The 21,327-nt window shown below is 40.5% G+C and carries 14 protein-coding genes; 5 read left to right on the top strand and 9 right to left on the bottom strand.

Annotation, left to right across the window (positions count from 1 at the left end; translation table 11 throughout):
- Positions 1-44 precede the first annotated feature (44 nt).
- Positions 45-1,484: an undecaprenyl-phosphate glucose phosphotransferase gene (locus R9C00_04845; protein ID WPO36771.1), complete on the bottom strand. Its 1,440-nt coding sequence runs from the start codon at positions 1,482-1,484 to the stop codon at positions 45-47.
- A gap of 610 nt (positions 1,485-2,094) precedes the next feature.
- Between R9C00_04845 and R9C00_04840 the strand changes: the two genes are divergently transcribed.
- Complete coding sequence (locus R9C00_04840; GenBank protein WPO36770.1) at positions 2,095-3,498, top strand: NCS2 family permease; 1,404 nt, start codon at positions 2,095-2,097, stop codon at positions 3,496-3,498.
- Positions 3,499-3,638: 140 nt separating this feature from the next.
- Here the strand turns inward: R9C00_04840 and R9C00_04835 are convergent, their stop codons facing one another.
- The 4 genes from R9C00_04835 to R9C00_04820 all read right to left on the bottom strand — a co-directional run bounded on the left by R9C00_04835 (position 3,639) and on the right by R9C00_04820 (position 8,604).
- Positions 3,639-4,652: a glutamine synthetase beta-grasp domain-containing protein gene (locus R9C00_04835; GenBank protein WPO36769.1), complete on the bottom strand. Its 1,014-nt coding sequence runs from the start codon at positions 4,650-4,652 to the stop codon at positions 3,639-3,641.
- A gap of 495 nt (positions 4,653-5,147) precedes the next feature.
- Entirely contained in the window at positions 5,148-5,891 is a 744-nt protein-coding gene (locus R9C00_04830) for a succinate dehydrogenase/fumarate reductase iron-sulfur subunit (GenBank protein ID WPO36768.1), read from the bottom strand.
- Between the two features lie 116 nt (positions 5,892-6,007).
- Complete coding sequence (locus R9C00_04825; protein WPO36767.1) at positions 6,008-7,942, bottom strand: fumarate reductase/succinate dehydrogenase flavoprotein subunit; 1,935 nt, start codon at positions 7,940-7,942, stop codon at positions 6,008-6,010.
- Positions 7,942-8,604, bottom strand: a complete 663-nt coding sequence (locus tag R9C00_04820) for a succinate dehydrogenase cytochrome b subunit (GenBank protein WPO36766.1) — start codon at positions 8,602-8,604, stop codon at positions 7,942-7,944. Before R9C00_04820 ends, R9C00_04825 begins: the two co-directional genes overlap by 1 nt.
- Positions 8,605-9,047: 443 nt before the next feature.
- Between R9C00_04820 and R9C00_04815 the strand changes: the two genes are divergently transcribed.
- Positions 9,048-9,638, top strand: coding sequence for a YceI family protein (locus tag R9C00_04815; GenBank protein ID WPO36765.1), 591 nt, complete (start codon positions 9,048-9,050; stop codon positions 9,636-9,638).
- 106 nt (positions 9,639-9,744) lie between these two features.
- Here the strand turns inward: R9C00_04815 and R9C00_04810 are convergent, their stop codons facing one another.
- Positions 9,745-12,831, bottom strand: coding sequence for a PAS domain-containing protein (locus tag R9C00_04810; GenBank protein WPO36764.1), 3,087 nt, complete (start codon positions 12,829-12,831; stop codon positions 9,745-9,747).
- Between the two features lie 468 nt (positions 12,832-13,299).
- Here R9C00_04810 and R9C00_04805 point away from each other — a divergent pair, with 468 nt between their 5' ends.
- Positions 13,300-15,876 (top strand): M1 family aminopeptidase, encoded by a 2,577-nt coding sequence (locus R9C00_04805; GenBank protein WPO36763.1) that lies wholly within the window; start codon positions 13,300-13,302, stop codon positions 15,874-15,876.
- A gap of 61 nt (positions 15,877-15,937) precedes the next feature.
- Here R9C00_04805 and R9C00_04800 read toward each other — a convergent pair whose 3' ends face one another.
- A complete protein-coding gene (locus tag R9C00_04800) occupies positions 15,938-16,609 on the bottom strand; it encodes a hypothetical protein (GenBank protein ID WPO36762.1) in 672 nt (223 codons plus the stop codon).
- Between the two features lie 77 nt (positions 16,610-16,686).
- The gene (locus R9C00_04795; protein ID WPO36761.1) at positions 16,687-17,583 is read right to left on the bottom strand and encodes a 1,4-dihydroxy-2-naphthoate polyprenyltransferase; all 897 of its coding nucleotides are present in this window, start codon (positions 17,581-17,583) and stop codon (positions 16,687-16,689) included.
- A 322-nt stretch (positions 17,584-17,905) separates the two neighbouring features.
- Between R9C00_04795 and R9C00_04790 the strand changes: the two genes are divergently transcribed.
- Positions 17,906-18,616, top strand: coding sequence for an NAD-dependent deacylase (locus tag R9C00_04790; protein ID WPO36760.1), 711 nt, complete (start codon positions 17,906-17,908; stop codon positions 18,614-18,616).
- Between the two features lie 95 nt (positions 18,617-18,711).
- On the opposite strand, the gene R9C00_04785 is transcribed toward R9C00_04790, so the two are convergent.
- Positions 18,712-19,968: a DUF819 family protein gene (locus R9C00_04785; protein ID WPO36759.1), complete on the bottom strand. Its 1,257-nt coding sequence runs from the start codon at positions 19,966-19,968 to the stop codon at positions 18,712-18,714.
- A gap of 264 nt (positions 19,969-20,232) precedes the next feature.
- Between R9C00_04785 and R9C00_04780 the strand changes: the two genes are divergently transcribed.
- Positions 20,233-20,523, top strand: a complete 291-nt coding sequence (locus R9C00_04780) for a hypothetical protein (protein ID WPO36758.1) — start codon at positions 20,233-20,235, stop codon at positions 20,521-20,523.
- Positions 20,524-21,327: the final 804 nt, after the last annotated feature.

Raw genomic sequence — 21,327 nt, 5'->3', positions numbered from 1 at the left:
GCCTTGGCTTTTTAGTCCTAGTCCTGCAAACTTAGTTTCATCATCTAAAAAGCATTTTCTTCGCCTTTCACTGCATTGATGACAGTTAAGAAAATAATCTTGATATCCAACCACAGACTCCAGTTCTCTACATACCAGTTGTCATGTTCGATTCTTTTTACCATCATCTCAGACTCCTCGGTGTTACCTCTGTAGCCGCTTACTTGTGCCCAACCGGTAATGCCTGGCTTGATCAAGTGCCTCACCATAAACTTGTTGATCATTTTAGAATACTCTTCTGTGTGGAGCAACATATGTGGGCGAGGCCCTACAATAGACATATGACCTTCCAACACGTTGAAAAACTGAGGGAATTCGTCCAAACTTGTTTTCCTAAGAATAGCACCAATCTTGGTGATACGTGCATCTCCTTTTTTCGCCTGCATCTTGTCAGAATCTTTGTTCACCGTCATGGTCCTGAACTTGTAGCAATAGAAACTCTTATTGTCCTTTCCTGTCCTAAGCTGACGGAAGAAAACAGGTCCTCTGCCACTAAGCTTAATCAAAATCGCAACAACTGGCAACAAGAACGGGAAGATGAAAGAAATCACCGCAAGTGAGAATACTATATCAAAACCTCTCTTAAGTACCCTGTTCCAAGTATTTTCCAAAGGCTCGTAGCGAGGAGTCAATACAGGCACATTTTCATAGAAACTGATACCCATTCGCTTGTTAAGCGCCCCAAACTCAGGGATTAGCCTAAACCTGATAAGATGGTTATCAGCAAAATCCATAATATCATTAATCTTATCCACTTCTGCCATTGGAAGCGTACAGAAAATTTCATCCACTTTATTGCTAAGGCAGTAATCCTTCAGTTCTTCTACCTGACCTTTGTAAAGAGGCATTGAGCTATTATGACTGGAACCATTATCGAAAAAGCCTTTGAAACGCATACCCAGTGCAGGATTACCATCTATTTTTTCATACAAATCGTTCGCAAGATCTCCTGAGCCTAAAATCACAATTTCCTTAGCATTAAAGCCTCTTGTCCGGTAATAGAGCAGGGCTTTTAGCATTACACCTTTACTGGTAGGAACTACCAACAGGATGAGGAAATAAGACAACATAAGGTATTTCACCAAATCATTGTCGTAGTAGAACTGCACGAATAAGTTTACGATAAGAAAGTGGAGCAAAATGATCTTGATGGAACGAAACACCATCGTATCTACTTTTAATGCTCGCTCTATCTTATACAACCCTGAGAGCACGGAGGCTCCAATCCACAGGGCATTATACAGAACTACAAAAAGTAAAAGTTTGTCGATGTTGAACACCTCGCCTTCAAACATTAAGTAAAAGGCGATGTAAGAGCTGAGATTTAGGATCACTAAATCCGCAATAGCAAATAACCAATTGAGATACGGGCTATCGCTGCTGCTTGGTTTGATTTTAGTTGATGTAGCCATGCTACCTTGAATGAAGTAAGGGATTGATTCCATTTTAAAATTTCTTTTTACGTTAGTTGAACAGGACTAAAACATTACTAGTGGTAGTTAATTTGTACAAGACGACTGACTATAAATTTTAGTAAAAGATAATTCTCTCAAAATAGTAATAGTATATTTTTTGTTTGTGATTGCATTATTTGAAATATTCTAGGAATAAAAACTTTTGGTAAAAACTGATTTTATCACATATGTAAGTTTTTCCTTGTAACAAAAGAATACTTATTAGCCATAAAAGTCAACAGCGATTAAGGTTATTAACTACTTCATTTACACTTGTTCACAGGATTGTGTTTTTAAAGCAGTTAGTTCACAAATGTTTATAAAGTACAATTTCAATCCTTCACACTTGTTAGGCAATTCTCATAGGATTTTCCAACCCTTTGGTTATTTTGCCTTGCCCCGCCAAACCCCCACTTGCAAGGTTACAATTGAATAAGTAAGAAAAACATCTTTTCCCCTACCAAAGCAACACACTTTTTCAGTTTTCAACGATTTTTTTGAACAGTATAAGTTACTATACGGAGGCAATTATTTTAACTTTGTCCAGATAGAATTGTACTTGTCTTAGAAATCACATTAACACAACCATACTACCCTCCCAATGAATTCATTTTTCAAACTCAAAGAAAATAAAACCAACATACGGACCGAGGTAACGGCTGGGCTCACCACCTTCTTCACCATGGCCTATATTATCTTCGTCAACCCCGAAATCCTTTCCAAAACAGGAATGGACTATAATAGCGTGATGCTAGCCACTTGCATAGCCGCAGGAGTGGGCACGCTTATTATGGGTTTACTGGCCAACTATCCGTTCGCCCAAGCTCCAGGGATGGGGCTCAATGCCTTTTTCACCTTCTCTGTGGTAATGACCATGGGTTATACTTGGCAGCAAGCTTTAGGAGCAGTTTTCATCTCGGGAATTATTTTCATCCTACTCACCGTTACAGGGCTGCGCAAAAGTATAGTAGACGCCATCCCTCCCGTAATTAGGATGTCGATCCCTGCGGGCATAGGCATGTTCATTGCCTTTATTGGGCTCAATAATGCTGGTATTGTCCGAACAAACCAAGGACCTATTATCGATATTTTATTTGCCAACTCAGGAGCTGAAGCTACCGAACTTATCCCTTTGATCAACTCCGCTGCTCCGCAAGTACTCCAGTTGGGCAACATGACCGACCCAGCAGTGCTCCTGGCGGTTATAGGCTTGCTGTTTACCAGCGTCCTTATCGTGCTCAACATAAGGACCGCCTTGTTCTTTGGGATTGTAGGCACTATGCTACTCGGCATTCCTATGGGCGTTACCCACATCCCCGAAAACCTTCTCCAACAAGAATTCAGCATCGAGCCTACATTTATGAAGCTGGATATTACCGGGTTATTTACTAGCACAAGCGATGATCAGTCATTTTTTGGGCTTCTGATCACCTTAGTCGTATTGGTTATATCCTTCACCCTTGTCGATTTCTTTGATACCATAGGCACGCTGATGGGAACTGCAGCACGAGGAGGGTTTCTTGATAAAGAAGGCAAGCTTCCTCGCATAAACAGGGCATTGACTGCCGATGCTGTAGCCACTACGCTTGGCGCTTTATTAGGCACGTCTTCGGTTACTACTTATATAGAAAGTGGATCGGGAATAGTAGCTGGCGGAAAAACAGGACTGACTGCTGTAGTAGTTGCCATATTATTCTTCCTTTCCATCTTATTAGCTCCTTTTGCTGGAATTTTCCCCGCCGCAGCAACCTCACCTGCACTTATTATTGTCGGGGTAATGATGATGTCGTCACTCAAAAAAGTCAACTTCGATGACATAGAAGAAGCGCTTCCAGCCTTTTCCATCGTAGCCTTTATGCCTTTTACCTATAGTATAGCCAATGGAATTGCCGCTGGGCTTATCTTTTATAGCCTTGTAAAAATAGTGAGAGGTAAATACAAAGAAGTTAGCCCTATTGTCTATTTCATTACCCTGTTATTTATAGTACGCTTCTTATTTGTATAATAAACAAGTGCCCAGCTCTTGATTAGAACTGGGCACTTGATAGTATTGCTATTTGCAAATGTTCTTTCTTTGATGCTTTCCAAATAAAAAAGGCAGCCTTTTGGGCTGCCTTTCCACACATTATAAGGTTAAGTCGATCCTTAAATCTTAGCCGACTTCACTGTTTTGATAATCCTTGCAGCAATTTTGTAAGGATCTCCATTAGAAGCAGGTCTTCTATCTTCTAACCATCCTTTCCATCCTTTCTCTACCGTTGCGATAGGAATACGGATAGAAGCACCACGGTCAGATATACCGAAGCTAAATTGGTCGATTGATTGAGTTTCGTGCTTACCAGTCAAACGCTCGTCGTTGTGCGCACCATAAACGTCGATGTGCTCTTTTACTACAGGAGCGAATGCTTCACATATTTTCTCGTACACTTCTTTAGAACCACATGTTCTCAATATTTCGTTAGAGAAGTTAGCGTGCATACCAGAACCGTTCCAGTCCGTATCGCCAAGAGGCTTAGGATGGTATTCGATAGCAACACCGTACTTTTCAGCGGTTCTTTCTAATAAATACCTTGCAACCCAGATCTCGTCACCAGCAGCAGCAGCACCTTTTGCAAAGCACTGGAATTCCCACTGTCCGGCAGCAACCTCTGCATTGATACCTTCTACGTTCAATCCAGCCTCAAGGCAAAGATCTAAGTGTTCTTCAATGATCTCTCTTCCGTATGCATTTTTAGCACCTACTGAGCAGTAGTAAGGACCTTGAGGAGCAGGGTATCCGCCTTCAGGGAAACCTAGAGGAAGGTTGGTAGATGGATCCCACAAGAAGTACTCTTGCTCAAACCCAAACCAGAAATCATTATCGTCATCGTCAATAGTAGCACGACCATTTGTTGGATGTGGAGTACCATCGGCGTTCAAAACTTCAGTCATTACCAAGTATCCGTTCTTTCTTGCAGGGTCTGGGTAAATGGCTACAGGTTTCAAAAGACAGTCAGAAGAACCACCTTCCGCTTGCTCAGTTGAACTTCCGTCGAAAGACCACATGTCGCAAGATTCCAACTTACCATCAAAATCAGAAACGATCTTTGTTTTACACCTCAAGCTCTGTGTAGGCTTGTATCCATCTAACCAGATGTACTCTAACTTACTTTTTGCCATTTTCGAATTATTAAATGTTGAAATTTTAAAATATTACAATTTTCACCTATTGTCGTAATAATATCCGTAAATATCACGAATAATCATTAAAAAGTCAATAATTTCTACAAGATAAGTGTAACAAATCCTTAAAATAGTCCTAAAACGATAGAAATAAGGATGTTTTCACAGATCATCAGTGAAATTTGCATGGTATAAGGGTGGGATGTTTATTGGTTTTATTAATATTGGTAATGCCAAAGTTAATAAAAAGTTTTTTTTTGAACATAATTTCAAAAAAAAACAATAGACCAAACATACTTAATAACATAAAAATTTGATAATCAATCAATTGCAAATGTATTTTATTTTATATGCTTGTAATTGATAGAGTATACGAATATTTCCAATTTTTAATATTTAAATTGTTATAAAGCCTCACTGCAACTTAGATTTTTTCCTTTTTCCTTAGCTTACAACTCCAAATATGTAGTTTACTATTAGAAAAGTATAAAATCAGCCTAGCAGTTTTGCCTTGTTAAACTCCCAATTCATTCGAGCAATATTTGCAATTGAAATTTCTTGGGGACACTCTATTTCACAAGCTCCTGTATTAGTGCAATGCCCAAAGTCTTCCGCATCCATTTGGCTTACCATTTTGACAGCCCTTTGCTTACTTTCAACTTTTCCTTGTGGCAATTTGGCCAAATGCGCCACTTTAGCTGCTGTAAATAATGCCGCACTACCATTTTTACACGTAGCTACACAAGCCCCACACCCTATACAAGCTGCCGAGTCGAAGGCGGATTCAGCCATATCGTAGGTAATGGGAATAGCATTGGCTTCGGGTGCATCGCCTACCGGTGTGGATATATAACCGCCAGCAGTAATAATTCGATCAAATGCTGATCGATCTACTCGAAGATCGCGCGTTACATTAAACGCTCCACCTTTAAAGGGTTCTATAAAAATAGTATCACCGTCATTAAAACTCCTCATGTGCAGCTGGCAAGTAGTAGTCCCCTCCAAAGGACCATGCGCCCTTCCGTTAATAAACAAACCACAGGTTCCACAAATCCCCTCTCTACAATCGTGATCAAATTCTATAGGGATTTCATTCGTTAAAATCAGCTTTTCATTCAAGTAATCTAGCATTTCCAAAAAAGACATATCAGCTTCTACACCCTCAAGCTCATAATCAACTATCTGCCCTTTTGCTTCTGCATTAAGCTGCCGCCATACTTTCAGTTTGAGTTTCATTTATTTTAATATTAGGTGTATGATCAAAAATAAGTATAACCTATTGTTCAATAAAGCATTGATTATCAATCCTATGTTAGTTTATTAAATTAGCACTAGTGCTTAAAATGAAAAACCTATTTTTTATAATTTCTTGCTATCACTTTTGCCTCTTTAAACTCCAATGCCTCTTTATGCAGAACAGCTTCTACTCCCTCACCTTTGTGTTCCCAACATGAAATAAACCGATAATGCTCATCATCTCTCAGTGCTTCACCATCTTCCGTTTGGAATTCTTCCCTAAAATGCGCTCCGCATGATTCATTTCTGGTGAGGGCATCCTTGCACATAAGCTCCCCAAGCTCTAAATAATCTGCCACTCTACCTGCCTTTTCCAACTCAGAGTTGACCTCTCCGGCAGTGCCCAACACTTTCAAGTCGACCCAAAATTCCTTTCTGAGTTCTTTTATCATTTCGATAGCTTTTGTGAGCCCCTCTTCGGTACGGGTAACCCCGCAATAATCCCAAATAATCCGCCCTAGCTTTTTATGGAAATAATCTGTTGGTTTTGAACCCTTTATTGCTATCAATTTATCCAACATATCCACCACCCTTTTCTCCGCCTTTTCAAACTCAGGAGAATTTACATTAACTTCTCCAGCCTCAATTTCATCTGCCAAATAATTACCAATGGTGTAAGGAATGATAAAATAACCATCTACACAAGCTTGCAATAGGGAATTTGCACCTAGCCTATTTGCCCCATGGTCTCCAAAATTGCATTCGCCCAAGGCATAAAGCCCAGGAATTGTTGTACCCAATTCATAATCGACCCAAAGCCCGCCCATAGAAAAGTGGGCAGCAGGGCTGATTTTCATTGGCTCTTTATAGGCATTAACCCCTGTAATTTTCTCATACATCCTAAACAGATTACCATACCTAGCTTTTATGGTTTCTTCTCCATATTCTTCAATGGCATGCTTAAAATCCAAATAAACCGCATTTTTCATTGCCCCTACTCCATGTCCAGCATCAATACGCTCTTTTGCAGCTCGGGAAGAAATATCTCTGGGGGCTAGGTTTCCAAAAGCCGGATATCGCCTTTCCAAATAGTAATCCCGTTCACTTTCAGGAATATCGTTTGGTCTCCTTTCGTCACTTTTTTTCTTGGGAACCCATATTCTTCCATCGTTCCTAAGCGACTCTGACATAAGGGTTAACTTTGACTGGTGCTCCCCAGACTGGGGTAAAGAAGTAGGGTGGATCTGCGTCCAACTAGGCGAAGCCATATAAGCTCCTTTTTTATGAGCTCTCCAAATAGCCGAGCCATTGCAGCCCATTGCCAAGGTCGACAAATAAAATATTTTGCCAAACCCACCAGTTGCCAAAACTACAGCATGCGCCCCATGTCGCTCTATTTGCCCCGTATCCAAGTTTCTTACGATAACACCCCTGGCTTTACCATCCACCATCACTAGCTCTAACATTTCATGACGGGTAAAAAGCTTTATTTTCCCCAAATCAACTTGCCGCATAAGTGCTGAATAGGAACCTAACAACAATTGCTGACCTGTCTGCCCTCTTGCATAAAATGTTCTTCTCACTTGAACCCCTCCAAAAGATCTATTGGATAAATAGCCTCCATATTCTCTGGCAAATGGAACACCTTGGGCTACAGCTTGATCAATTAGGTTAGTAGAGCATTCAGCTAAGCGATATACATTTGCTTCTCTTGCCCTAAAATCCCCGCCTTTTAGCGTATCGTAAAACATACGATAAATATTATCGCCATCATTTTGATAGTTTTTTGCTGAGTTCACTCCTCCTTGGGCAGCTACTGAATGCGCCCTACGGGCAGAATCTTGGAAGCAAAAAGCTTTTACGTTATATCCTGCCTCCGCAAAGGATGCAGCTGCCGAACTTCCTGCCAAACCCGTTCCCACTACTATAATGTCAAGCTTCTTTTTGTTATTGAAACTCACTAACCGGCAAGTTGCTTTGTAAAGGCTCCACTTTTCCGAAAGTGGTCCCTCAGGAATTTTTGCATCTAGCTTAGTATGAATATCTGGCATTAGAGATGATAGTTGAGATGAACAAAAATAGGAATGAAAACAAAACCCACTGTAAGTAAGACCGCTAGAGCTATACCAGAGAAATATAAAAACTTAGCTAGTCTCTTTGGATATGCTCCAAGAGATTTGAAAGCACTATTAATCCCATGGATAAGGTGGTAGCCTAGTGCTATAAAAGCAATAATATTCAAAGCTACATACCAGATATCTTTGTAGGAAGTCACTACAATCGTGAACAGATCTTTGTTTCCTTCGGAATCCAATGGTATTTGGGTAAAAGAATATGAATACCAATAATCTTTTAAGTGCATTACTAGAAATAGAAAAATCACGCTTCCAAGCAACCCCATATTTCTTGACTGCCACGTACTTGCCCCTCCTCTTTTGTCGTATGCATATTTCCCACCGCTCGCTTTGTTGTTTTTTATAGTAAGAACAACTGCATAAACACTATGCAAAATAATAGCAGCAAACAACACCCAAGAAATAACTTTTATAAGAATATTTCCAGAAAGAATCCTTGAATAAATATTAAACTGAACAGCAGCTTTTTCGGGGGGCAATAGTAGTTGTAAATTTCCTACTAGGTGAATAACTAGAAAAAAACAGAGAAAAAGCCCCGTAAGGGCCATCAGATTCTTACGAAATATAGATGAGGTCATTTGTGCATTTCTAATTAAGTGTAGGAATTCCATCTAAAAATAAGAATGTAAGGCACAAGGAAAAAGTAAAAGCTGAAAAAACCTATGCCCAGCAGAAGAAAAAAGCACCCTCGTTGAATCTCCAAATTTCATAAAGAGCATATTCCTGATCCAATGCTATTGTTATAAATCCTATCCTAGTTTAATTGTCAGCATAATCAGTTATCCTACCAGATTATCTACAGTTCAAACCTATCAAAACTCGTAGGCGATTAAAAAACCTCCTTTTTATATTTATTTTTTCAATAAATACAAACTACTATAAATCATTAACTTACATACAAAAACCTAATTAAACACAACAAAACTTCAGAGGGAGCTGAACAAAAGTATCTTTTTATATGTATATACATTAAATGTATATATTTATTTACAAATTTATATCAACTGAAATTTCAAAAACAATGAAAAAGGTAATTATTGCAGCACTTAGTGTATTAATGTTATCAGCATTTATTACAAATGCACCCGTAAAATATTCAGTAGATGCAGCAAGCAGCACGCTGACATGGAAAGCATCTAAAGTTACTGGATCGCACACTGGTAACGTCAGCGTTTCGGAAGGAAACTTAGACTATGCGGATGGCGAATTGAAAGGAGGAGAATTTACTATTGACATGACTTCAATTACATGTACCGATATAGAAGATGCAGAAACTAATGGCAAATTGATCGGGCATTTGAAATCTGCTGATTTCTTTTCAGTAGCTGACAACGCTACATCTACGTTCAAAATAACGAAGGTGGAAAAAATAAAGAAAAACGAGTTCAAAGTAACAGGTAACCTTACTATCAAAGGAATTACAAATAGCCTTTCGTTCCCAGCTACTGTAAAAGAAAAGAATGGAAATGTTGAAGCTGCGGCCACTATTAAAGTTGACAGAACAAAATACGATATAAAATATGGTTCTGGAAGCTTTTTCGATGGGCTAGGTGACAAAATGATCTATGACGAGTTTGAACTTGACCTCAAGTTAGTAGCAAAAAGCTCATAAATTAAAACAAAAAAGGTTGTTTTTTTTGTCAAAACAATCGCTACCAAATAAGTATAAATGCAAAAAACGCCAGAAAAATTTTCTGGCGTTTTTTAATATGTTTAGTTTAGTTTATAATTGAAATTTTCTCTTTTAAAACTTGAATGGCCAACATAAATTGCTTGTCAATTTCTGTTGCCGTCTGCTCTCTATCAACCACATTCTGGTTTTCTTCAATCAAGCCTTTTAATTTCTCCAAAGACTTAGCAAATGTGTGGAGCTTTAGGGTAACAAGCACGCCATTCATTTTATGCCTATGATGCCGAAAAGTTGCAAAATCCCATTCACGTATGGCTTGGACTATTGCCCTTCGGCTTTCTTCTATTTCTTCTACAGACAACGTGAGGAAATGCTGATAAGTATCTGGATTATCGGCAAATAATTTATCTGTCTCTTCAAAATCCACATTTTCCAGCTTGTCCTCCAAACCTTTATTGCCGAGATTCTGAAAAAAGGCAATTTTCTTACCAAGAACAGACGGCTTAATCGGTTTCCCCAAATAATCATTCATCCCTGCTTCTTTCAATGGCAATTCCATGTCTTCATACACCTCCCCTGTAAGGGCTATGATAGGTACTTCTTTCACATACCCTTTATCTAAGCCCCTAATCCGTTTGGATGTTTCGAAGCCATCAAGCCCAGGCATTTGAATATCCATCAATATCAGGTCATACCTGTTTTCTTTCACTAGCTCAATAGCCTCATAACCATTAGACGCAACATCCAGCTCCGCCTTCCATTTTTTGGCAAAGCCTTTCATAAGCACCTGATTGGGAAGCACATCTTCCACATACAATATTCTTATTCCTTCAAAAATTTCTTCCATGGTCTCCTGCAATTTTTCCTCGTAAACACCCGAATGTCCTTCAAAGGGCAAGTCGATCTTGAAAGAAGTGCCTATGTTTTCGTAACTGCTCAAGAAGATATGTCCTCCCATGAGCTGTAGCAATTCTTTCACTATGGCAAGCCCTAGTCCTGTTCCTCCATATTGCGCCGATGTTTCATTCTCAGCCTGTCCAAAAGGTTCAAAAATCACCTCTTGCTTTTCTGGAGAAATACCGATTCCCGTATCTCTTACTTCAAACTTTATGCAGTGCTGTGCAGAACTGCCTCCTGATGCCCAAACGCTAAGTACCACACCTCCTTCTTGGGTGAATTTTATAGCGTTGGAAAGTAGGTTATTAAGTATTTGGCTCAATCTGAATTTATCGCCTACCACATACTTAGGAAGGCTTTCGCAAATTTCGAGGCGCAGATAGATATTCTTTTTTGCCGCTAGTGGGGCAAAGCTCTGTTCTATGCTTTTAAGTAGGTTGTATATATTAAAAACGTCATTTACGGCTTGAAGTTTTCCTGCTTTTATTTTTGAGAAATCTAAAATATCGTTCACTACTCCGAGTAGATTTTCCGCAGAAAAATTCAACGTATTGATAAGTTCCGCTGTATTCTCATCTTTATTTGTCGCCCCCAACAAATGAGCTATCCCAATCACCGTATTCATTGGGTTTCTTATCTCATGGTTTATCATGGAAAAAAGGCGCTCTTTGTCCCTAACCACAGTTTCCAATTGCTGGTGGGCATCTTGCAAAGCTTCTTCTGCAAGCTTATACGCCGTTATATCCGTATCGGTTCCCACTATTTTTTGCGGGATTCCCCCTTCGTCCTTTATTACCACCCCTCTTGAAAGCACCCACCTCTCCGAACCGTTCTTATCTATTTTTCTGTGTACTTCTTCAAAAGACCCCGATTTTCCTTGCAAGTAGTCTTTAATAGCATCCTGATGAGCATTTCTATCTTCATTCTTTATAAGATCATGCCAGTCGCCTACTTTTTGGAAAAACTCTTCTGAAGAATAGCCGAATATGGAAATCAAATTTTCATCAACAAAGGTGTTATTATCTTGAAGGCTCATCTCCCAAACCCCTGTTTGCCCCGCTTTAGTAGCCATGCTGTAGCGAACCTGACTTTCTTCCAAAGCCAATTCTTCAAGCTTCTGGTTGGTGATATCTATAATAGCCCCGACTACCCTCTCCGTCTCACCGTTTTCATTGATTATAATAGCTGCCCTGCTTAGCACATGTCCATAGTTCCCATCAAACATCCTACACCTAAATTCTATTTCCCAACTTGTCTGACGCGCCGCCAAGGCTTTATTGAAGCTGCTTTCTACCCTTTCAGTATCATGAGGATGGATAAACCCTAAAAGGCTTTTAACTGTAGGTTGGCAATCTCGTCCAAAACCAAACATCCGATAGAACACATCGTTCCACCAAAATTTATTGCTCCCTACTTCCCAGTCCCAAATAGCCTGTTTCCCCGCTTTGCTCAGCAGGGTGAACCGTTCGTTTGCAACTGCTAGCGAACGTGCCTGCAGCATGTTTTTAGTTACATCAGTAAAGAAAAATAGGACAAGGTCGTGTTGTACTTGCCCCTTGTAGGCAAACGGCGTCATCATTATTTTTTGCCAATTTTCTTTTGATCCACTACCTGAGCAGGCAACTATTGCCTCAGCTTTACTTGCACCTCCAACCTCTATTTTCCTTAACTGATGGCGAAAATATTCTTGGTGTTTCTGATCAATAAAACTGTGGATAAATGAAGAAAAACAACCACCTTTCACTAGCCCAAGCTCAGGGTGACTGTTCAAATTGTTGTGCATGTAGATAATCGAGTCATTTCCCAAATCGACCAAGCAAAATGTACCTGGCAGAGCATGGAAAAGCTGGGCTAGCAAATTGTCTGAAACATCTATTCCAAGGCTCGAAGCGCCTGAGCCTATAGGTTTAGGATTTAAATTTTCAGAATAATTTCCTGTAGCAGAAAGTGAAAGAATATTTCCTCTTCCATCAAAAACCCCTGTAACAGACCAGTTGTACCAAATCCCACTATTACTCATAGGTTTTTTCAATCGAAACCTACAAGACATAATTGGATGCTCAGGGTTTAACTTTTTATGTGCAGATTCAAGAATATGCTTATCTTCATCTGGAAGATAAGTCCAAATAGAATGCGGAGCTGATCCTGTTTCTTTTCGTGTAACAAAATGCTTCGAAAAAAAAGGATTTGTGTAGTTTAGCTTACCATTGGGACAATAGTTACATACTACCCCTTCGGTGGCTTGGTAAGGTGAGTTACTATATTTTAGGTTTATCATCTGCTCGGTAATGGATCGCTCTATAGTATAGAGTGTGAAAAAAGAACTTGTATTGAAGTTTCTGAGCAGTTTAGTTTATTCTTATCGAATAATTTTAGTTGTAGTTTATATACATGCAATATAGTAGGGGTCATCTAGCAAAAACATGGAGAATACCTGATTTACCGCCAGTGTAATTTTTTGGAAAAAAATCAACTTTTTTGAAGAAAAGAGAGTACACTCTAGTAAAGGGTGGACTCTTTTCTTTTATGGATCAATACAACAAAGGCAAGGGCGAAATCCTCTAGAGTAGTTTATAGAATGGGAATTTTTTGAACATCTGCTTTTGGTTGGCAGTCAACTATTTGGTAATAAATCGCATTTATACTGACATAGGGTTTGTACCACTTTTTACAATTCAGCCATGATCTGATGTGAATTTGGCGAAATCTATGTAAATTTAAACATGCTCTAAATCGTATTACTTTCATGAGAACACTTTATAAAATTCTTTTTTTCATGTTCTTCGTGTCACATTATGCTGCTTCCCAAAGTACGTATCCGGTGATAATAGAGCAAGGAGTCTCTTTGGGATTGGCCGAGCAACGGGCACAAAACATTAGCAACGTTCACTATAAACTCTTTTTCCAAATCCCCGAAAAAGAAGCCAGCACAGTTCAAGGAAAGGTAAGGATAGACTTTACACTCTCCAATGCTTCAGAACATCTTGTCCTAGATTTTAATGCATCGAAAAAACAAGTAAAGAACGTATGGGCAAACGCCAACTCAGTTCCTTATATCTACAAAGACGGACACGTTATTATTAACAAGAAACATATAACTTTCGGACAAAACAGTGTAGAAGTTGAATTTGTGGCAGGAAACTCCGCACTGAACCGTAATCCTGAATATTTGTATACGCTTTTTGTCCCCGACAGAGCCTCAACAGCTTTCCCTTGCTTTGACCAGCCCGATATCAAAGGCAAATTCGACTTATCCCTAAATGTACCAAAGGACTGGACTGCAATTGGCAATGGAGCATTGCAAAACAAAACCTGTGAAGAAACATCTTGTACCTACGATTTTTTTCAAACAGAACCCATTAGCACATACCTTTTTGCATTTGTAGCTGGAAAATTTGAACAGGTAACCAAGACTGTAGAAGGCAATACACTTACCATGTATCATCGGGAAACGGACTCGGCAAAAGTAGCCCGCAACCAAGACGAAATATTTGAACTCCACAACCAATCGCTCAAATGGCTGGGGGAATACACCAAGATCCCGATGCCTTTCCAGAAATTTGACTTTGTACTCATACCTTCTTTCCAATTTGGAGGTATGGAACATACGGGCGCTATTTTGTACCGAGCTTCTCAAATGATGCTGGAAGAAACCGCTACCCAAAATCAAAAACTGAGTAGAGCAAACCTAATAGCACATGAAACCTCGCATATGTGGTTTGGAAATTATGTGACTATGAAGTGGTTCAACGATGTTTGGCTCAAAGAGGTATTTGCCAACTTCATAGCTGCTAAAGTTACCAACCCCACGTTCCCAGAAATCAACCATAGCCTTCGCTTTTTGATGTCTCACCACCCTATTGCCTATTCCGAAGACAGGACGTTGGGCTCTCATCCCATCCAACAAGAGCTGGAAAACTTGAAAGATGCAGGAACGCTCTACGGCAGAATCATCTATCAGAAAGCACCTGTAGTGATGCAACAGCTGGAGCAAATGATGGGAGAAGATAAGTTCAGGGAAGGCGTACAGGAATACTTAAAAACATTTGCCTTTAGCAATGCTGTTTGGGAAGACCTCATCACTATTTTGGACAGCAAAACCCCGCAAGACCTGAAGAAATGGAGCGAGACTTGGGTGAAGGAACCGGGAATGCCCCACATTAGCGTAGCGGTAGTGAAAGAAGATGATTTGGTAAAATCGATAAAGATCAAGCAGCACAAAACATCCGAACAAGGCGAGTTTTGGTCACAAAAGCTCGAAACTGTAATAGTTACGGGTGATAGTACTTATAAAATGCCTGTAGTTTTGGCTGGACAGGAAACAGAGCTTGAGGATGTAGCCGGAATGGGACAGCCCGACTTGGTATTAGCAAACGGCACGGGGCTTGGCTACGGTTTCTTTATGCTCGACAAACAGAGCATGGGCTTTTTGTTAGAAAACATCTACAAAATAAAAGACCCGATGACCAGGGGCGTGGCGTGGATATCGCTTTACGAAGAAATGCTTCATGGTGAAATAAAACCTGAAGTGCTGATGGAAACCGTCCTGAAGGCACTGGATGTGGAAAGCGAACCTCTCAACACTCAAAACATACTCGATTACCTCACTACTATTTACTGGAAGTTTTATACTCCTCAGCAGCGAAAAGCGCTTGCCCCTAAGCTAGAAGAACAGCTAGAGAGGCTTAGCTACGAATCGCCTGGGCAAAGTGCCAAATCTGCCTATTTTAAAACTTACGTTTCCATCGCTACTACTCCAGATGCGGTGGAAAACCTAAAACTAATCTGGCAGAAAAGGTTAGAAATTCCGGGACTAAGCTTCTCTGAGGTAGATTATACATTCATTGCCTGCGAGCTTGCACTAAGGGATATTCCAGAAGCCCAAGGTATTTTACAAACACAAGTAACACGCATTCATAATAAAGATAGAAAGGCCAACATGGAGTTTATTCTCCCAGCTCTTTCTCCTGACCAAAAAGTACGAGATGCGTTCTTCGAAAGCTTAAAACAAGAAGAAATGCGAAAGCACGAGCCATGGGTTTTGCAGTCGATGGTGTACCTCAACCATCCTTTACGAGCCAAATCAGCCGAAAAATATATAAAACCAAGCTTGGAATTGCTTGAAGAAATCCAGCGCACCGGAGATATATTTTTCCCAAAGCGATGGTTAAAGGCTACTTTTAGCGGTCACCAAAGCAGCTCTGCAGTCCGAATTATCAACGAGTTCCTCGAAGAACATCCAAATTACCCATATCGCCTTCGCAACAAAATTTTGCAAGCAGCAGATCCACTCTTTATTGCTTCCAAAATGACACAGATGTAAAAAAAGAGGTGCATGAACTGCACCTCTTTTTTTATTCGCCCACTGCGTTAGTTTTAACGAATTATTTCCCAGCCCTTTTTGCCTTTCTCCACTTGATATACTGAAACAGAATGAGCAAGCCAGGCAGCACTATATAGAGAAAGGAACGGGAAAGCAGCCTTCCTTTTTGGTAAGGATTGTAGCCCCACACACTTCCAGGGATAATCTGAATTTCTGAATCGACCCCTTCAACAGCTTCTATCGAACTCAAAAAAGCTGTTTTGAGCGAATCTGATTTTGTAGAAATAGGGTTAGTGGATTTAAACTGGAAAGTGAAAGTAGCATCATTGGTGATCACTACTTTTTGCTCCAGGTATAACTCTCGCTGAGCAGTTTCCCCGAAATGAATCACATAATTTTTCCCTATCAAACCTCCCAACTCAAAGCTTTTATCATCTTTTACTTCCGCATTGGGAAGTTTGGAAAGCACACCCTCTAAGTATTTTTGATAGTCATCGGCTAATTCTTCCTCATCGCCGTAGAAGTACGGATCTCGGGGAATCACCCCAGCAAAAAGTAAATTTTCGCCTATTGTAGCCCGATAATACTCAAATTCGGTGGAGTCGTTTTGGGTGTGATTTTGAGGAAAGTTCATGGAAAAATGATTTCCCAGTTCTAATTGTGTCCAAGTAGAGTCTTGGCCCATTGCCAAAAAAGAACAACTGAGCAGCATTGCCCAAAGCAAATGTTTCATTGTAACATATTGATGGTTGAAAAAATATTCCTGCCTACAAATACTTCTGGGAGGAAATTTGCTGCAAAGATAGCCTTTTAAAGCAAGATGCCTATTCCAAAACTGATCACAAAAAGCAGCGTGGTCATTGCCATTTGTTTGAGGTAAGGATCTAGCTCAGCAGGTTTTTCCAATTTGCTTACGGCCAAACCATTTTTGAACAGCAAAGGCAGGGTAATGAGGAAGATAAACCCAAGTGGCCCAGTTCCGTCGAACAGTAGAAAAATCACAGCGCAAACCATGCCTCCTATTAGTAGTGACCAGTGGTAGATTCGTGCCCGTTCTCTACCTAGCCTTACGGGAATGGACATTTTCCCCGCCTTGGTGTCGGACTGGATATCGCGGATATTATTCACATTGAGCACTGCGGTGGCGAGCAATCCGCAACTGGTCGCTGGCAGCAGCAACTTCCATTGGGCAAAACCTGTGTGCAAATAAAAAGTACCTAATACACCAATCCAGCCAAAAAAAATCAACACGGAAATATCTCCTAAGCCCGCATAACCATAGGGTTTGCTGCCTGCCGTATAGGTGATAGCCGCTGCTATAGCCATTAGCCCCATTACAAAAAAGAAGGCGAAGACCTGCCATGTGAAAGGGCTGATGGAAATATAGAGCAAGGAAATGCCCGAAACGAGGGAAAGAATTCCCAATAGAATCATCGCAGTTTTCATGGTTTTGGGCGAAATTTTTCCTGATTGCACTGCCCTGGAGGGACCTTCTCGGTCTTTACTATCCGCCCCGTGGATAGAGTCGCCGTAGTCATTTGCCAAGTTGGAAAGGATTTGTAAGAAGATGGTAGTGAGGGCGCAAAGAGCTAGCACCTCCCACCTGAACCCATGTTGGGCGGCTGCCAAAAAACTCCCCATTCCTATACTTGCAAGCGCCAAAGGCAATGTTCTTAGCCTGATGGCCTCTAACCATATCTTCATCATCTAACTCGTGCTTTTCATGTAGATGAAGGAAAAACGCCTAAAACCCTCATTAAGAAAAGCCTTACTGCCCCTTCACCGAAACTAATTCAGAATAATCTGTAAAAGAATGAATTATTTTTTTAAAATTATGAACTAGTCAAGGATAAATACTTACCGGTTTGAGAGCTTGTTTAAAATTTAGGTTTTCAGGCGAAAACGATAAAACTTAAACATGCTCTAAGCTTGTGAAACCCAAATACGATTTTTTTGATTTATTACCAAAACGGTTCAGAAGTATTTTCTGAGCACGAAAAACATGTGGTTAAAATATTTATTTAAGAAAATGAGCAAGAGAAAAGTTGTCGTGCTTTCGGGCTCGGGAATCAGTGCGGAAAGCGGGATACCGACCTTTAGGGCATCAGATGGATTGTGGGCAGGCTACAATATAGAAGAGGTAGCTACGCCCGAAGGTTGGAAAAAAAACAGGGAATTGGTGCTGGAATTTTACAACGAGCGCAGGAAAAATGCCCTCGATGCCAAACCTAATAGCGCCCACAAGACCCTTGCAAGGCTAGAATCTTATTTTGAACTCACCATCATCACCCAAAATGTAGATGATTTGCACGAACGTGCTGGCTCTTCCAATGTCATCCATTTGCATGGCGAGCTTTTCAAATCCCGCAGTTCGCTGGATGAAAACTTGGTGTACGATATAAAAGGCTCAGAACTGAACATTGGCGATAAATGCGAGAAAGGTTCGCAACTCCGCCCCCATATTGTGTGGTTTGGCGAGCCTGTCCCTATGATGGATATTGCCGCAGAAGTGGTAATGGAAGCAGATATTCTCATTGTGGTAGGAACTTCTTTGCTGGTATACCCCGCTGCCGGATTGGTAGATTATGTGCGGGGAAATGTACCCATTTACGTGATTGACCCAAGCATTCCTGAAAATATTGGTTACCGACCACACGTCCGCCCTGTGCAGGAAAATGCCACCACGGGCATGAAAAAAGTAGCCGATGAGCTAATTGAGAATTATGTATTGAAGATGTAGGGAGGGTTTCAGGTTACAAGATAAAAAAAGCGTCGAGGTCGATTAAAGTAACCTCGACGCTTTTTTTCGTTCTTCACCAGTAAAAATGTCAAAAATCAAGGAGAAGCCAGTTGCATCAATTCCGCACAAATTATGGCTCCGTACGTACCCAAGGCATAGCCAAGTACCGCCATCAGCACGCCCACAGGGGCAAGTGCAGGGCTAAATGCCGAAGCAACTACGGGTGCAGATGCTGCTCCGCCCACATTGGCTTGACTTCCCACTGCTACAAAGAAAAATGGTGCTTTTATCAGTTTGGCAACTATTAGGAGTGTGATTACATGTACCAGCATCCAGACAATTCCGATGGCAAAAAGCCCAAGGTTGTCCAACACTTTGATAATGTCCATGTTCATTCCGATACTGGCTACCAACACGTAAATAAATACGCTACCGATCCTCGATGCGCCTGCCCCTTCCAGTTTTTTGAACTTAGTGAATGACAATCCCAGACCTATGGTAGTGGCAATGACTACCAACCAAAAGAAGCCCGATGAAAGCGAGGTAAGGTTGTAGGCTTTCAAAGTATCGTTATAATTTTGCATGAATGCAGAAATATGTTCCGAGCTCCAATGAGCAATGGCCGTTGCACCGAAACCTATGGCAAGAATGGTAACCACATCTTTTAGGGTCGGGATTTTAGCTATGGAAGCACTGTACTTTTCCACCTTGTCTTTCAATTCATCTATAGCCGAAGAATCTGCTTTTAGCCATTTGTCTACCTTGGGGGCGATGGTAGCTCCGTAGAGCAAAAAGCCCATCCAGATATTGGCAACAATTACATCGACTACTATCATTTGGGAAAATAGCACATCGCTCGCACCGTAAATTTCTTTCATTGCCGTTTGGTTGGCACCTCCGCCAATCCAACTTCCCGCTATGGTAGCCAAGCCCCGCCAAATTTCATCTGGTCCAGAGCCTCCTACCAGCTCAGGGGCAAAAGCAGAAACCAGCAACACCGCTATAGGTCCACCGAAAATAATACCTGCCGTAGCGGCAAAAAACATGATGATGGATTTAGAACCTAGGTTTATAATCCCTTTTAGGTCGATACTGAGGCAGAGTAACACTAAACAGGCTGGCAATAAATACCTAGAAGAAACAAAATAAAGCTGAGAGTCTTCGCCCGAAATAATATTGAGCGAGTTAAGCACGGCAGGAATAAAATAACAGGCCAGCACTGGGGGAAAATAGGTGTATATCTTTTTCCAAATAGGACTTTTGCTACCCGAGGTGATAAAGACAAAAGCTAAAACGGTCATCAAGATGCCCAGTACGATGGCATCGTTTGTAAAAAGCACTTCTTTTTCCATAAGAAATCAGCGGCTGCTGGCTATTTGTGGTTGTAGATGTTTGTTCAACACGAACAAACGCAAATGTAAAAGATCAGATGTAAAACCTGCGATGCAAGGATATAAATTGTTCTTTCATCTTGATAAAGGTCGGATAACCTCCATCAAAACGGAAAAAGAGAATGGCACGAAAATTCAACAGCTGAGATTTCCATAATACGACGGCTTAGACAATATAAAACAAAGGGTGGATATGTTGAAAGGTAAAGACCATTACAGAAGGAAATGCCCTGCTGGCACACCGACCACTTAGGCTCGCCAACGGTAATTACGGACGAGAACGGAGCAGTGACCGAAGAACTGGGCTTTGATACTTGGGGCAAAAGGCGTGAGCCGAACACTTGGGGCGAGCTAAGCGGCGATGTAAGCAACAAGTTTGCGAGAGGCTATACAGCGCACGAGCACCACGAGCTCTTTTGTACCCGATATAATACATATAAGAGTGAGATTCTCTGGTATTCCTGGTTTTACAAAACAATAAAATACTTATTTCCAACCAGTTATAAAAGGGTGTAAGAAATCATTTTTCCCGATTTGGACGACAACTGAAGATATTGAGCTTGACTATGATGTTGGATCAACATTTAATATTAGCAGCTCATCATCTGAACCAAACTTTGCTGGCGGAACGACTAACACTTTTAGGTTGTGTAGAAGCAAAGGCATCAGAGACTGTACCGAGATATTGCGGATCACCTGCAGGGCATGTTCAGGGGCTCAGACCCGGGGCGTTACCAGAAGGTACAGATAGATGAGTTTTGGAGATATGTGAGGCGAAAGAAAAATAAACCCCATGGGGTAGCGATGAAAATAGTTATCTTGAACAGAAATCGAACCCATCAGGTCTTATATTACAGTTGTAGTGCAGGTGTTTTTATCTCAGGTGAGCAAAAAGGCAAGTAAATAACAGAGAGAGATATGTATCACAAGCTAATTCATATCATGAAAATTCGTTTGATAATCTCAACATATTACCTCTGATAAAGAAGTAATTTAAGCTAATCATGCATATTAAATCACTTCAAATAAAAAATGCTATTTAAACCCAATAAAACTAATTTTAGCATTTTGTACTTACTTCGTTATCCTGCCAGAAATATCCCAAAACATCTTATATACCAAATAAAAATCTCCATTGCCCCAAGTGATAGTTCTAAACACCCTCTCAAGTCCGATCTTCAAATCATTAGATCCGCTTTAATAAAAAGTGCCTTTCATATAATGTACAAGCTGTTTTTCTATTTTTATTACATTGACAACTCACTAAAAAAATGATGGAATATACCAATAAATAACATACATAGGTTTAATCTAATAACA

This window comes from Flammeovirgaceae bacterium SG7u.111 (assembly GCA_034044135.1).
Classification (GTDB): domain Bacteria; phylum Bacteroidota; class Bacteroidia; order Cytophagales; family Flammeovirgaceae.
The sequence above is the reverse complement of the archived record's forward strand: the minus strand, read 5'-3'. Positions and strand labels throughout refer to the sequence as shown.